Consider the following 13771-nt stretch of genomic DNA (forward strand, 5'->3'; position numbering starts at 1 on the left):
AACTGCCGTCAGGCTCATCAAACGCGTTCAACGGAGGTCAACCCTTCCGGTGGGCCGCACACCGTGCGCAGCCAGCCCAGGTCGTCGGGACGTCTGGCGGTGGGCCACCGGCGGGCGGGCCGCCGCGGGCGGGGGCACCTGGGCCCGGCCCGGCGCCGGCGACGCGGGCGCCGCGGAGACCGGGTTGGCCCGGCCGGACGCCCGGGCGGCCTGGGAGAGCTGCACCTTCAACTGGCGGGCCACCCCGGCCAGCGCCGCGGCGCTGGGCCAGCGGGCTGCCGGGTCCTTCGCCATGGCGCGCTCGACCACGGCACGGACCTGCGGCGGGATGTCGGCGGGCAGCGGCCGGGGCGCCTCCCGGACATGCCGCATGGCGATCTCGAGGGGATTGTCACCCTCGAAGGGCCGCCGGCCGGCGAGGCACTGGTACGCGACCACGCCGAGGGCGTAGACGTCCGAGGCGGGGGTGGCGACTCCGCCGGTGGCCTGCTCGGGCGAGATGTACGAGGCGGTGCCGAGCACCGAGCCGGCGGCGGTGAGCTGGGCCACCAGGTCGGACCGGGCGATACCGAAGTCGGTGAGCACCAGGGTGCCGTTGGGCCGGACGAGCAGGTTCCCGGGCTTCACGTCCCGGTGCACGATCCCCTTCACGTGGGCGGCGTGCAGCGCGTCGGCGGCCTGGGCGACCAGGGCCATCGTGCGGGCCGGAGTGAGCCGACCGACCCGGCTCAGCGTGGCCGACAGCGCGTCGCCCTCGACGTACTCCATCACCAGGAAGGCGATCTGCTGGTCGCTGCCGAAGTCGTAGACGTCGACCACACCGGGGTGGTTGATGGTGGCCATCGTGCGGGCCTCGCCGCGGAACCGCTCGGCGAAGTCCGGGTCGTCGAGCAGTGCCGGGAGCAGGCTCTTCACCGCGACCGTCCGGCCGAGCACCTGGTCGGTGCCGCGCCAGACGTCGCCCATTCCGCCGCTGGCGATCCGCTCGTCCAGGCGGTAGCGGTTGCCGAGCTTGACTCCCGGGCTGAGCATCTCAGCGGCCCCCCGGTGAGGCGATCGCCGCCTGCATGATCTCGCCGCCGATCCGGGCCGCCTCGGCACTGCCCCCGCTGCCCGCCTCCTCCAGCAGTACGCAGACCGCGGAGACCGCGTTGCCGTCCTTGTCCAGGGCGAAGCCGATGAACCAGCCGTGGTCGGGGGTGCCCGGGCCGGACTGCGCGGTGCCGGTCTTGCCACCGACCGTGTAGCCGGGGATCCGGGCGTTGCGGCCGGTGCCGTTCTGGACCACGCTCTCCATCATCTCGCGCAGGTCGGCGGCGACCTGGCCGCTGATCGGCCGGCGCAGCTCGCGGGGGTCCGCCGTGTAGTAGTTGGTGGTGCGGTCCGGACCGAGAAGCTGACGGACCAGGTAGGGCCGCATCTGGCTGCCGCCGTGGGCGACGGTGGCCGCGATCAGCGCCCCCTGCAGCGGCGTCATCCGCACGTTGTTCTGTCCGATGGAGGACTGGGCCAGGGCGGCCGGGTCGGTGCTCCCGTCCGGGTTCTGCATGTCGCCGGTGCGGCTCGCCGCCACCCGGTGCCCACCGTGACCGAGCCGCCCGACGGTCAGGTCGTCCTGCTCGAAGCCGAACTGCCGGGCCTTCTCCTTGAGGGTGTCGGCGCCGAGCCGGACGCCGAGCTGGGCGAAGCCGGTGTTGCACGACTCGGTCACCGCGTTCATCAGGGTGACCTGCGCCTCGGGGCAGATGGAGGGGGCGGCGTTGCCGATCGGGGCGCCGGAGGTGGGCGGGGTGTAGCTGGAGCCGGCGGGGATCCGCGTCTCCTGGGTGACCCCGTTCTCCAGGGCGGCGGCGGCCACCACGATCTTGAAGGTGGACCCGGGGGGCAGCACCTCGCCGAGCGCGCGGTTCTTCAGCGGCCCGTTCGGTGCCTGCTCCAGCTGGTTGTACGCCGCCGTGGCCTCGTCGGTGTCGTGGCTCGCCAGCGGGTTCGGGTTGTAGCTCGGCATGGAGACCAGCGCCTGGATCGCACCGGTGCGCGGGTCGATGGCGACGGCCGCGCCCTTCTTGACGCCGTTGCGGTTCTCCAGCAACTGCTCGTACGCGACGTCCTGCGCCCGCTTCGACAGGGTGAGCAGCACATTCCCACCGGCGGTCTGGTCGCCGGTGAACATGTCCTTGACCCGGTTGACGATGAGCTGGTCGCTGGTGCCGGCGAGGAAGTCGTTCTCGGCCCGCTCGATGCCGGTATCGGCGAGGTTGACCGGCTTGTACCCGAGGACGTGGGCGTACTTGGCCCCGCCCGGGTAGGTGCGCAGGTAGGTCAGCTCGCCGCTGGTCTCCTTGCTCACCGCGAGCGCGGTGCCACCGGCCTCGATGTTGCCGCGCTTGCGCTTGTACTCGGCGACCTGGACCCGCCCGTTGTAGTCGCTGTTGCGGTACTCGTCCGCCTTCTGGAACTGGACCCAGTTCAAGTTGGCGAAGAGCAGACCGAACAGGACCATCACGACGACGCCGACCCGGCGCAGTGGTGCGTTCACGGTTTGATCACCTCCGTGGGGGCACCGTGCAACTGCTCCGGTGGGCCGCCCGACGGCCGGTTCACCACACCGCCACCGGTAGCGGGCCGGCGCGCCCCGTCGGAGACCCGCAGCAGGACCGCGATGAGCAGCCAGTTCGCCATCAGCGACGAGCCACCCGCGGAGAGGAACGGCGTGGTCTGACCGGTCAGCGGGATCAGCTTGCTGATCCCGCCGACGATCACGAAGACCTGGAGGCCGAGGGTGAACGCCAGACCGCCGGCGAGCAGCTTGCCGAACGAGTCGCGCACCGCAAGCGCGGCGCGCAGCCCGCGCTCCACGACCAACAGGTAGATCACCAGCAGGGCGGAGAGGCCGAAGAGGCCGATCTCCTCACCGAGGCCGGCGAAGATGAAGTCGTTCTGCACCTCGGGCAGCTTGAGCGGCTGCCCGCCACCGGGTCCGGCCCCGAACAGGCCGCCGGTACCCAGGGCGAGCAGCCCCTGCACCAGCTGGTAGCCGTCCTCGTACGGGTCGGCGAAGGGGTCGAGCCAGATCTCGGCCCGCAGGTAGAAGTTGGCGAACGGCCCGCCGACCGTGCTGCCCAGGACGTACGCCAGGTAGGCGCCGCCGAAGAAGAGCACCAGACCGATGAGCAGCCAACTGACCCGCTCGGTGGCGATGTACAGCGTCACTACGAACATGCCGAAGTAGAGCAGCGAGGTGCCCAGGTCCTTCTCGAAGACGAGGACCAGGAGGCTGATCAACCAGACCACCACGACCGGCCCGAGGTCCCGGCCGCGCGGGAAGTCGATGCCGAGGATGCGGCGACTGGCCAGCGAGAGGACCTCCCGCTTGCGGACCAGGTAGTACGCGAAGAAGGCGAGCAGGGCGAGCTTGGCGAACTCGCCGGGCTGGATGGAGAAGCCACCGACCCGCACCCAGAGCTTCGCACCGTTGATCTCGGAGATGCTTGCGGGCAGCACCGCCGGGATCATCACCAGCACGATGCCGGCGAGCCCCAGGGTGTACGCGTACCGGGAGATCGAGCGGTGGTCGCGAACCACCGCGAGCAGCCCGGCGGCGAGGACCACCGAGATCAGCGTCCAGGCGAGCTGCCGGCCACCGGTGCCGGCGAAGATCGCCAGGTCGGCGCGCTCGGCCGGCGTGGCCCGGGCCAGGTCCAGCCGGCGCAGGAAGCCGACGCCGAGGCCGTTGAGCAGTGCCACCGCCGGCAGCAGGGCCGGATCGGCGAACGGGGCCAGGAACCGGATCGCCACGTGCAGGCCGAGGAAGACCGCGGTGAGCGCGGCGGCCGGCACCCAGAAGTCCGGGGTGACCGTTTCGAGGACGTTCGCCTCGACCATCGCCGCGTACGCCGCCACCAGCACCATCGCGAGCAGCAGCAGCGACAGTTCCGCGTTGCGCCGCGACCGGGCCAGACGTACACCGGGCTGCCCGCCCGTGGTGGCGGGCGGGGACGCGGGGTTGGCCGCTGCGGTCACGGATCGTCCTGACGGATCGCGCGGGCGCTCACTCGGGCGACCGGCAGGCGGCCGGGTCGACGACGGGAGTGACCGGGTCGGTGGGCAGGGCGTCGGGCGAGGTCGTCGGGGCGACCGGCAGGGCACTGGCGGTCGGCGTGCCCGCGGCGCTGCCGGTGGGTACGGGCGACCCGGCCGCGACGGTCGGGGTGGGCGTCCCGGCGAGCGCGGTAGCGCTCGGGCTCGGGATCGGGCTCGGCGGGCAGGTCGGCTTGAGATTCGGGTTGGTCGGGGTGTCGGCGGTCAGCTCGGCCAGCCGGCGCTCCGCGTCCGGCTCGCTCTTGGCCGGGATGCCCTGCTTGACCTGCTCCTGCGCGGCGAGCGTGAGGTCGTCCAGCTCCGCAGGGCTGCGCGAGTGCACGGTCGACAGGTCCATACCGGCGATCTGGCCCTGGATACCGCGGAACACGGCGACCCGGCCGTCCTCGGTGGCACCGACGTAGAACTGCCGCTGGGTGTAGCTCCACCCGCCGAACACCGCACCGCCCAGCAGGACGAGCAGCGCGAGGGTCGTCGCGGCCGCCCGGACCGGACGGTGCCGGCGGTGCTCCGGATCGTCGTCGGCGCTCCCAGTCGGCTCCTCGGGCACGGCCGGCCGCGGCGCGGAGAGGGCGGAGGCCCGGGCCGCCGGGGTGGAGACATCGGCGGAGGTGGCCATGCCCCGGTCCCGGGAGGCCGCACCGCCGACGATCGGGGTCGCCTCGACGATGTCCTGGTCGGTCGCGTCGGCGATGATCACGGTGATGTTGTCCGGGCCGCCGCCACGCAGGGCGAGCTGCACCAGCCGCTCGACGCACTGCTGCGGGTCGGCGTACTCGCGCATGGTCTCCGCGATGGTGTCCGCGCTGACCACGCCCGACAGGCCGTCGCTGCAGATCAGGTAGCGGTCGCCGGCGAGGACCTGCCGCACGGAGTACTCGGCGTCGATGTCGCGGCCGTCGAGCGCCCGGGTCAGCAGCGACCGCTGCGGGTGGCTGCTCGCCTCCTCGGCGCTGATCCGGCCCTCGTCGACGAGCATCTGGACGTACGTGTCGTCCTTGGTGATCTGCGCGAACTCGCCGCCGCGCACCAGGTACGCACGGGAGTCGCCGATGTGCACCATGCCCAGCTTGCTGCCGGAGAAGAGGATCGCGGTAAGCGTCGTACCCATCCCCTCCAGCTGGGGGTTGGCGTCGACGGTCTCGCGCAGCTGCTGGGTGGCGTTGTTGACGGCCGAGCGGAGCGCGTCCACGAGGGCGTCGCCGGGGACGTCCTCGTCCAGCGGCGCCATGGCACCGATGACGATGTTGCTCGCGACGTCACCGGCGGCCATGCCGCCCATGCCGTCGGCGACGGCGAGCAGCCGCGGCCCGGCGTAGACGGAGTCCTGGTTACCGTCTCGGATCAGACCGCGGTCGCTGTGGGCCGCATAGCGCAGGGTCAGAGTCATGGCCGTAATTCGAGTGAGGTGCGGCCGATGCGGATCGGCACGCCGAGGGGGACGGGGGTCGGTCCGGTGACCTTAGCGCGATCCAGGTAGGTGCCGTTAGTCGAACCGAGGTCCTCGACGAACCACTGCCCGTCGCGGGGCACCAGCCGGGCGTGTCGCGCGGAGGCGTAGTCGTCGGTGATGACGAGGGTGGAGTCCTCCGCGCGACCGATGGTGATCTGCGCTTCACCGAGCGTGATACGGGTGCCGGCCAGTTGACCGGCCGTCACCACCAGCTGGTGCGCCGCCCGTCCACGCTTCGCCTTGGCCGGCTTGCCCGCCTGCCCGAGGGAGGCGCCGACCGCACGGGGCGCCGCCACCAGCCGGCCGGACCGGGCGCCCGCGAACAGGTCGCGACGGATCACTCCGACCACCGTGAACACGAAGATCCACAGCAGGATCAGGAACCCGAACCGGGCGACGGTGATGACGAGTTCCGGCAAGGCGGATCAGCCGTCCACGCGGAAGGTCAGCGTCGTGGTGCCGAGCTGGATCATGTCGCCGGGGTTGAGTGCGACGGCGGAGACCCGCTGGCCGTTGACCATCGTGCCGTTTGTCGACCCGAGGTCGGTCAGCACGACCTGGCCGCCGTCGAAGTCCAGCCGGGCGTGCCGACGGGAGATGCCGACGTCGGGCAGGCGCAGGTTGGCCTGGTCGCCGCGACCGATCACCGTCGAGCCCATCTGGAGAGGGTAGGTGCGACCGTCGCCGGAGACCAGCCGCACGTTGCGACCGCCGCCGTGGCCGGGCGGCGGGCCGTAGCCGCCCCCCTGGTCGTACGCGGGGTAGGCCGGCGGGCCGGCGTCGTAGCCCGGCGCGGACACCGGCGCGACCTCGCCGCCGGTGTAGACCTCGGCGGTGACCCGGAACATGCCGGTGTCGAGGCCCTCTCCCCGTTCGATCTCGACGATCACGTCGCCGTAGACCGTCCACGCCTGCTCACCGATGAACTCCGCCTGCGACTGGGCCAGCTCCTGGGCCAGTGCGGCGGCGTACGGCGCCAGACGGCTGTGGTCGTACGGCGAGAGATCGATCACGTAGCGGTTGGGCACCAACGTGCGCCCACCGGCCAGGATCGCCTTGTGCGCCTCGGCCTCCCGCTGCATGGCGTTGAGGATCTCCACGGGGTGGACCACCCCTTTGAAGACCTTGGCAAAGGCCCCTTCGACCAGGCCTTCCAGACGCTTCTCGAAGCGTTGCAGCACGCTCACCGGCTCCTCCTCGGGTCCCGAGGACATGATGGTATCCGGCCGGGGCGCGCGCAGCTCACACGCCGCTCGGCCGCACTGGTGGCGGCCCGTTCGGTCGGGCCGACCCCGCCGTGCTACTCTTTCGTCCGCCACGAACGGTAACCGCCCCACGAAGGTAACCGTTCGTGACAAGCACCGGGAGCCCCGTAGGATGTCCGGGCCCGCTGGAGACAGTCGGGTCGGCACCCACTACAGTGTTCCGGGTCGCAGCCACGGGGAAGTGGCGGAATGGCAGACGCGCACGGTTCAGGTCCGTGTGCCCGAAAGGGCGTGGGGGTTCAACTCCCCCCTTCCCCACAGTGACGAGGGCTCCGCGTTCGCGGGGCCCTCGCGGTGTTTCCGGGGCATGTCGTACGTCACGCTATGCTCCGATGGTTCTTGACTCCGACGGACCAGGGGTGTCATGTGAGTGTCGCATTCGTGACCGGGTCGGGCGGTCTGATCGGCTCCGAGGCGGTCCGGCACTTCGCCGGCCTCGGTCTCGACGTCGTCGGCATCGACAACGACATGCGGCAGGAGTTCTTCGGCGAGGAGGCCTCGACCGCCTGGAACGTGCGGCGGCTCACCGACGAGCTCGGGTCCGCCTACTCGCACCACAGCATCGACATCCGGGACCGGGACGCGCTCGCGAAGCTCTTCCGGCGGTACGGCCGGGACACCGCGGTGGTGATCCACACCGCCGCGCAGCCGTCGCACGACTGGGCCGTCCGCGATCCGTTCACCGACTTCGACGTCAACGCCGCCGGCACCCTCAACGTGCTGCAGAACGTGCGCGAGCACTGCATCGAGGCACCGGTGATCCACTGCTCCACCAACAAGGTGTACGGGGACCGGCCGAACAGCCTGCCCCTGGTCGAGCTGGAGACCCGCTGGGAGATCGAGGCGGGGCACCCGTACGAGCAGGGCATCCGCGAGGACATGTCGATCGACGGCTGCCTGCACTCGATCTTCGGCGCCTCCAAGGTGGCCGCGGACGTGATGGTGCAGGAGTACGGCCGCTACTTCGACATGAAGACGGCCTGCTTCCGGGGCGGGACGCTGACCGGCCCGGCCCACTCGGCCACCGAGCTGCACGGCTTCCTCGGCTACCTGATGCGGGCCAACATGGAGCGGCGGAAATACAAGATCTTCGGATACCAGGGCAAGCAGGTCCGGGACGCCATCCACAGTTCGGACGTGGTCTCCGCGTTCGAGGCGTTCTTCCGTGGTCCGCGGTCCGCCGCGGTCTACAACCTCGGCGGCGGCCGGCACTCCAACACCTCGATGCGCGAGGCGTTCGCCCTGGCCGAGCAGATCACCGGCCAGGAGATGATTTCCGAGTACGTCGAGGCGAACCGGATCGGCGACCACAAGTGGTGGATCGGCTCGAACGAGGCCTTCCAGGCCGACTATCCGGACTGGAAGCAGGTCTACGACGTACCCATGATCATGCGGGAGATCCACGAGGCCAACGTGGACAAGTGGGTGCCGCAGCCATGACCAAGCAGAACGTGCTCGGCGTCCTGGTCGACGCGACCGACTACGCGTCCGCCACCGAGGCGGTCGTGGCGGCGGCGCACGAGCGGCGACCGCTGGCGCTCACCGCCCTCGCCGTGCACGGCGTGATGACCGGGGTGCTGGACCGCGCGCACAACGCCCGGCTGAACTCCTTCGACGTGGTCACGCCGGACGGGCAGCCGGTGCGCTGGGCGCTCAACCTGCTGCACGGCGCCGGCCTCACCGACCGGGTGTACGGCCCGACGCTCACCCTTCACGTGCTCGCCCGCTTCGCCGACGAGGGGCTCCCGGTCTACCTGTACGGGTCCACCGAGGGGACGCTCGCGAAGCTGGTCCCGGCGCTGGAGCGGATGTTCCCCGCCCTGAAGATCGCCGGGGTGGAGCCGTCGAAGTTCCGGGCGGTGCAGCCCGGTGAGGACGCGGAGATCGCCGACCGGATCCGGGCCAGCGGTGCCCGCCTCGTCCTGGTCGGGCTGGGCTGTCCCCGCCAGGAGGTCTTCACGTACGCCATGCGGCCGCTGCTCGACATGCCGATGATGGCGGTCGGCGCGGCCTTCGACTACCACGCCGGCCTGCTGAAGCAGCCGCCGTCGTGGATGCAGCGGGCGGGCCTGGAGTGGTTCTGGCGGCTCGGTCTGGAGCCGAGGCGTCTCTGGCGGCGGTACGTGATCCTCAACCCGGCCTATCTGGCCCGGCTGGCCGCGCAGAAGACCGGCCTGTGGAAGGCGGATCCGCCGGCCCCCGCCACCGAGCGCCCGGCCGGTTTCGCGGTCTGACGCCCGTCCCCGGACGGCACGAGGCCCCTCCCGGTTGGTCCGGAAGGGGCCTCGGCCCGTGGGAACAAGGTCTCAGAGGGTCAGGGTCCAAGTGTTGATGTAGCCGGTGTCACCGGAGTAGACGTCGCGCACCTGGAGCCGCCAGGTGCCGTTCGCCGCCTCGCTGGACAGGTTCACCGTGTACGTCGTGTTGACGTTGTCGGCGCCGTCCCAGAAGCTGCTGTTCTTCAGCCGGTAGGCCGAGCCGTCCGGGGCGATCAGGTCGATGACGAGGTCACCGCGGTAGGTGTGGACGATGTTCACCGCGACCGTCGACGACGACGAGGCGTTCCGGTTGCAGCCCGAGATGGTGATGGAGCTGCTCACCGTGGTGTTGTCCGGGATGGCGACGTCGGTGCCGTTGGTGCCCGAGCAGCCGCCGCCACCGCTGCCGGTCACGGTCAGCGAGTAGGTGGCGGTCTTCGAGCCGGACGCCGCGGTGCCGGTCACCGTCACGGTGTAGGTACCCGCCGGGGTGCTCGCCGAGGTGCTGATGGTCAGCGTCGACGAACCGCCCGAGGTGACCGTGGCCGGGCTGAAGGAGGCGGTCGCACCGGACGGCAGGCCGCTGGCCGAGAGGCTCACCGACTGGGCGGAACCGTTGGTGGTCGCGGTGGACACGGTGGCGGTCACCGAGCCGCCCGGCGCGGTGGAGCCGGAGGTCGGCGACACCGCGACCGAGAAGTCGTTGGTCGGGGGCGGGGTGCTGCCGTTGACGACGTAGAGCAGCTTGTTCGGGGAGCCGCTGCCGGGGCTGCCCACCACGTTGTTGGTGGCGTTGTTCACCAGGTAGTCCCGCACCTGCTGCGGGGTCCACGACGGGTTGGCGCCCAGCACCAGCGCGGCGGCGCCGGCCACGTGCGGCGAGGCCATCGAGGTGCCGCTGATGGTGTTGGTGGAGGTGTCGCTGGTCGACCAGGCCGAGGTGATCGACGAGCCCGGCGCGAAGATGTCCAGGCAGGTGCCGTAGTTGGAGTACGACGCGCGGGCGTCGGAGCTGGTCGTCGCGCCCACGGTGATCGCCGCGGGCGTACGGGCCGGCGAGGAGTTGCAGGCGTTGGCGTTGCTGTTGCCCGCCGCGAGCGCGTACGTGACGCCGGAGTTGATCGAGTTGGTGACCGCGTTGTCGACCGCGCTGCTCGCCCCACCGCCGAGGCTCATGTTGGCCGTGGCCGGCTTGACCGCGTTGGCGGTGACCCAGTCGACGCCGGCGATGACGCCGGCGTTGGTGCCGCTGCCGGAGCAGTTCAACACCTTGACCGCCACCAACCGGGTGGCCTTGGCCACGCCGTACGCCGAGCCGCCGACGGTGCCGGCGACGTGGGTGCCGTGTCCGTTGCAGTCGGTGTTGTTGGAGTCGACCGTGTTGGTGCCCCAGGTGGCCCGGCCGCCGAAGTCCGAGTGCGTGGTCCGGATGCCGGTGTCGATGACGTACGACGTCACGTTGCTCGCCGTGTTCGGGTACGTGTACGAGTTGTTCAGCGGCAGGTTCCGCTGGTCGATCCGGTCCAGGCCCCACGACGGGGGGTTCGTCTGGGTGCCGGCGATCGAGACGGTGTGGTTCTGCTCGACGTACGCCACCGCCGGGTCCGCCGCGATCCGTGCCGCCGCCGCCGCGCCGACCCGCACCTCACCACCGCGTACGGCCGCGCTGTACGTCCGGGCCACGGTGCCGCCGTGCTTGCTGAGCAGCCGGTTCAGCGACGATCCGACGCTCGCCCGACTGACCGCGCCGTCCTTGAGGACGACGATGTAGCTGTCCGCGACGGCGGTTGCGCCACCCGCCATGCGGATCGTGCCGACCGGCTCGGCGGCCAGGGCCGGCGTCGCCGTGGCCACCATGGCCAGGGTCGCCACCCCGACCAGGACCGACCTGCGTGGAATTCCCATCTCCTACCTCCCTCCGAACGGCGGCCGACCGTCCATTCGTTCGTGGCGAGTGAATCGATGGCCGCCGATCGAGCTGAGGGTAGATCGCGGCGAGCCGGGAAATGAACATGTCGAGTTGCCCATAACACTGCGCGATGACCCCTACGGGGACCGGTTACGGGGTGAACCGGGGACCGGCCCGGATTCGCTTCGCACCGCGCCGGGCGAGGCTGTGCACCATGGAGAGTCATCTCGTCGTCCTGCTCCCGCTCGCCGCGGTGTGGCTGGCCGCCGGCTGGCTCGCGGACCGGCTGCCCGCCGCCGAACAGGCCCGCGAGCTGCGCCGACGCACCGGCCACGTGCTCGCCCTGACGGCGACCGGTCTCGTCGTCACCGCCGCCGTGCTGGCCGTCGGGCTCGCCGGCACCGGACCGACGACGATCGACCGGGCCACCGCCGGGCTGGGCCTCGCGGTGGGCCCGGCACTCGTGGTGTCGGCCTGCACGGTCCGCCGCGTACGCCGGCTCCGGGCGGGAGCCGGCGCGTTCGCGGCGGCGCCGCTCACGCCCGCCCCGCACGGCCTGCGCGCCGCCGCGGCCCATCCGCTGGTCGGGCTCCCACCGCAGGTCACCGGCTTGGCGATGCTGCCGGCGGTGATCGGCTCGCTCGCGCCCGACCTGCCCACCGGCGCGGCCGGCCCGGCGATCACCGTCGGCGCGCTCGGCGTCGCGGTGATCGGGGTACGCCACGCGCTGCGGCACAGCCGGCTCGTGGAGCGGGCCGCGCCGCCCGCGCCAACGTCAGCGAGAACGGCCGGAGCCCTGCACGTATAGCAGCTCGAGGATCGCCCGGGTCGCCTCGAACCAACGGTCCAGCCAACCGGGCGGGGGGACGCTGCCCTTCGGCGGCAACTCCATCAGCAGGCCACGCAGCAGCGGGTGGTCGACCAGCGACTCGGTCTGCTCGGCCGACCAGCCGCCGGACGCGTACGAGGGCTCGGTCAGCGGGTTCGGGTCGAGAGAGGGCAGGGTGAGCGGACCACCCTGTTCCGGCGCGGACGCCCCCTCCCGCTCGGCGACCTCGGCGTCCGACGACACGACCTCGGTGAGCACGGTGTCCCGGCGCGCCCCGCGGTACTTGCCACCGAACCGCTCCGGTTTGCCCGGCCCGTTGGTGAGGTTGTCTGACCCGATCGTCGTCATCCGTCTCGCCTGCCTCGCTCGGTTACCGATCCGTGCGGCGATGTCGACCAGCGCCGTACCGACCGGTTCAACGAGACGGGACCGATGTGGCGACGGGGACGCGCGCCGCTCGTGCCCGGCGGGGCGGGCCGGCCGACCCGGGACACGCCGACGCCCCCGTCCGGCCGGGGCCGGACCGGGGCCGACGGTCGTCGTTCAGTCCCGGCCGAAGGTGCCGCCGCGGGCGCCGGTGACGAAGGCTCGCCACCCACCCGGGCTGAAGGTCAGGGCCGGACCCGACCGGTCCTTCGAGTCCCGCACGCCGACCGCCCCCGTCACGTAGGCCACCTCCACGCAGTTGTCGCAGTTCGGCCCGCTCTTCGAGCTCTTGAACCAGGTGGCCTGCGTCAGGTCCACGGGGAACTCCTTGGTCGCCATTTCCACAACGGCTCCTCTGCCAGTTTCGCGATGTGTGCGACGGACTCGTCGGGACGAATGGCGGCTGCGCGGATGTGATCGAAGATGAAGCTGTACTTCTGTAGTTCGTCGCTCTTCTCCAGGAAGAGCCCACCCGTGGCGTTCTCTGCGTACACGACATCCGGATCACCGGGCTCGGGGAAGCTCAGGATGGTGAAGGTCCCGTCCATGCCGGCGTGCGCACCCACCTCGAAGGGGAGGATCTGCAACGTCACGTTCGGCAGTTCGGCCACTTCCACCAACCGCCTGAGCTGGTCACGCATCACTGCATCCCCGCCCACCGGCCGGCTCACCACCGCCTCATCGAGCACCACCCACAGATCGACCGGATCATCCTGAGTCAGCAACGACTGACGGCCCAGCCGGACACGGACACGTTGTGCGACCTGTTCCGGCGAGAAATCGGGTCGGGCGGCGCGGATCATCGCGCTCGCGTACTCCTCGGTCTCCAGCAGGCCCGGCACGACCTGCTGCTCGTACGCCCGGATCGAGCTGGCGGCGGCCTCCAAGCCGACGTACGCCCCGACCAGCACCGTGCTGTACGGGTGCCACCAGCCCTTCTGCCGGGCCTCCCGGGCGATCTGCACCAGCTCGTCGCTCTCCGCGCCGACCACGCCGTAGATCCGGAGCATGTCCCGGACGTCGCGCGGGGTCGCGCTGGTGTGGCCGGTCTCGATGCGCGAGATCTTCGAGGCGGAGCACTCCAGCTGCTCCGCGACCGCCTCGATGGTGATGCCCGCCGCCTCGCGCTGCCGGCGCAGCTCCGCGCCCAGCCGGCGGCGGCGGATCGTCGGGCTCCGCCGCTCGCTCACGGTGCCACCCCGGGTTCACTCCTCGCCGTCACGGTGCACCCGTCCCCTCCGCCTCGACAGCCGCCCCCACCCGGCCCGACGCGTCCGGGGACGCGCCGGTGGTCGGGCGTTCGCGGCGGTGGGTGATGCCGGTCGTCGACCGGCCGCGACGGGCGAAACCGGTCCTCAGTGTGCCGTCCGAATGCGAACAGCTTCAAGCATTGCATCGCGCGAATCGCTCGCGTATCGGCAAAAGTCGACGTGCAACTTGCAAGTCGCACGACACTGATGCACTCTGTCCGTATGGCGCGGGTCACTCACCGTCTCCGTCCGCTCCCCCGCCGTGGTGATCCCACGACCA

Annotated in this window: 12 protein-coding genes, 1 tRNA gene and 1 pseudogene; 4 read left to right on the plus strand and 10 right to left on the minus strand. The window is 71.4% G+C overall.

The features are described from left to right. Window positions 1-48: 48 nt before the first annotated feature. The 6 genes and pseudogenes from ABTW87_RS25940 to ABTW87_RS25965 all read right to left on the minus strand — a co-directional run. Window positions 49-1032: pseudogene (locus ABTW87_RS25940) on the minus strand (serine/threonine-protein kinase); the annotation flags it as partial. Between the two features lies 1 nt (window position 1033). Further along, the gene (locus tag ABTW87_RS25945; RefSeq protein ID WP_350653599.1) at window positions 1034-2539 is read right to left on the minus strand and encodes a peptidoglycan D,D-transpeptidase FtsI family protein; all 1506 of its coding nucleotides are present in this window, start codon (window positions 2537-2539) and stop codon (window positions 1034-1036) included. After that, window positions 2536-4023 (minus strand): FtsW/RodA/SpoVE family cell cycle protein, encoded by a 1488-nt coding sequence (locus ABTW87_RS25950; protein ID WP_350653601.1) that lies wholly within the window; start codon window positions 4021-4023, stop codon window positions 2536-2538. Before ABTW87_RS25950 ends, ABTW87_RS25945 begins: the two co-directional genes overlap by 4 nt. Before the next feature lie 28 nt (window positions 4024-4051). Continuing rightward, complete coding sequence (locus tag ABTW87_RS25955; RefSeq protein WP_350653603.1) at window positions 4052-5491, minus strand: PP2C family protein-serine/threonine phosphatase; 1440 nt, start codon at window positions 5489-5491, stop codon at window positions 4052-4054. After that, window positions 5488-5973 (minus strand): FHA domain-containing protein FhaB/FipA, encoded by a 486-nt coding sequence (locus ABTW87_RS25960; RefSeq protein ID WP_091100238.1) that lies wholly within the window; start codon window positions 5971-5973, stop codon window positions 5488-5490. Before ABTW87_RS25960 ends, ABTW87_RS25955 begins: the two co-directional genes overlap by 4 nt. Window positions 5974-5979: 6 nt before the next feature. Then, window positions 5980-6768, minus strand: a complete 789-nt coding sequence (locus tag ABTW87_RS25965; RefSeq protein WP_088996759.1) for an FHA domain-containing protein — start codon at window positions 6766-6768, stop codon at window positions 5980-5982. Between the two features lie 226 nt (window positions 6769-6994). Between ABTW87_RS25965 and ABTW87_RS25970 the strand changes: the two genes are divergently transcribed. From ABTW87_RS25970 to ABTW87_RS25980, 3 genes are all read left to right on the plus strand, one after another. Next, a tRNA-Leu gene (locus tag ABTW87_RS25970) sits at window positions 6995-7077 on the plus strand. A 66-nt stretch (window positions 7078-7143) separates the two neighbouring features. Continuing rightward, window positions 7144-8259 carry an NAD-dependent epimerase/dehydratase family protein gene (locus ABTW87_RS25975; protein WP_502891647.1) on the plus strand — a complete coding sequence of 372 codons (1116 nt, stop codon included), beginning with the start codon at window positions 7144-7146 and terminating at the stop codon, window positions 8257-8259. Next, window positions 8241-9053, plus strand: a complete 813-nt coding sequence (locus ABTW87_RS25980) for a WecB/TagA/CpsF family glycosyltransferase (protein WP_502891648.1) — start codon at window positions 8241-8243, stop codon at window positions 9051-9053. The genes ABTW87_RS25975 and ABTW87_RS25980 overlap by 19 nt, the downstream gene beginning before the upstream one ends. 72 nt (window positions 9054-9125) lie before the next feature. Here the strand turns inward: ABTW87_RS25980 and ABTW87_RS25985 are convergent, their stop codons facing one another. Next, on the minus strand, window positions 9126-10982 hold the full coding sequence (locus ABTW87_RS25985; RefSeq protein ID WP_350653606.1) for a S8 family peptidase: 1857 nt from the start codon (window positions 10980-10982) through the stop codon (window positions 9126-9128). A 218-nt stretch (window positions 10983-11200) separates the two neighbouring features. Here ABTW87_RS25985 and ABTW87_RS25990 point away from each other — a divergent pair, with 218 nt between their 5' ends. Further along, window positions 11201-11794 carry a hypothetical protein gene (locus tag ABTW87_RS25990; RefSeq protein ID WP_350653607.1) on the plus strand — a complete coding sequence of 198 codons (594 nt, stop codon included), beginning with the start codon at window positions 11201-11203 and terminating at the stop codon, window positions 11792-11794. On the opposite strand, the gene ABTW87_RS25995 is transcribed toward ABTW87_RS25990, so the two are convergent. The 3 genes from ABTW87_RS25995 to ABTW87_RS26005 all read right to left on the minus strand — a co-directional run bounded on the left by ABTW87_RS25995 (window position 11762) and on the right by ABTW87_RS26005 (window position 13431). Next, window positions 11762-12163 (minus strand): hypothetical protein, encoded by a 402-nt coding sequence (locus tag ABTW87_RS25995; protein ID WP_350653608.1) that lies wholly within the window; start codon window positions 12161-12163, stop codon window positions 11762-11764. The genes ABTW87_RS25990 and ABTW87_RS25995 overlap by 33 nt on opposite strands. A gap of 195 nt (window positions 12164-12358) precedes the next feature. Further along, window positions 12359-12580, minus strand: a complete 222-nt coding sequence (locus ABTW87_RS26000; RefSeq protein ID WP_350653609.1) for a DUF397 domain-containing protein — start codon at window positions 12578-12580, stop codon at window positions 12359-12361. Beyond that, a complete protein-coding gene (locus ABTW87_RS26005; RefSeq protein WP_350653610.1) occupies window positions 12550-13431 on the minus strand; it encodes a helix-turn-helix domain-containing protein in 882 nt (293 codons plus the stop codon). Before ABTW87_RS26005 ends, ABTW87_RS26000 begins: the two co-directional genes overlap by 31 nt. Between the last annotated feature and the right edge of the window lie 340 nt (window positions 13432-13771).

Source organism: Micromonospora sp. NPDC126480 (assembly GCF_040302465.1).
Classification (GTDB): domain Bacteria; phylum Actinomycetota; class Actinomycetes; order Mycobacteriales; family Micromonosporaceae; genus Micromonospora.

Bases quoted from the DNA above. Each gene is read 5' to 3' on its own strand.
- ABTW87_RS26000 (WP_350653609.1), bottom strand. From the start codon at position 12,580: ATGGCGACCAAGGAGTTCCCCGTGGACCTGACGCAGGCCACCTGGTTC.
- ABTW87_RS25975 (WP_502891647.1), top strand. From the start codon at position 7,144: ATGCTCCGATGGTTCTTGACTCCGACGGACCAGGGGTGTCATGTGAGT.
- ABTW87_RS25965 (WP_088996759.1), bottom strand. From the start codon at position 6,768: ATGTCCTCGGGACCCGAGGAGGAGCCGGTGAGCGTGCTGCAACGCTTC.
- ABTW87_RS25955 (WP_350653603.1), bottom strand. From the start codon at position 5,491: ATGACTCTGACCCTGCGCTATGCGGCCCACAGCGACCGCGGTCTGATC.
- ABTW87_RS25985 (WP_350653606.1), bottom strand. From the start codon at position 10,982: ATGGGAATTCCACGCAGGTCGGTCCTGGTCGGGGTGGCGACCCTGGCC.
- ABTW87_RS25995 (WP_350653608.1), bottom strand. From the start codon at position 12,163: ATGACGACGATCGGGTCAGACAACCTCACCAACGGGCCGGGCAAACCG.
- ABTW87_RS25990 (WP_350653607.1), top strand. From the start codon at position 11,201: ATGGAGAGTCATCTCGTCGTCCTGCTCCCGCTCGCCGCGGTGTGGCTG.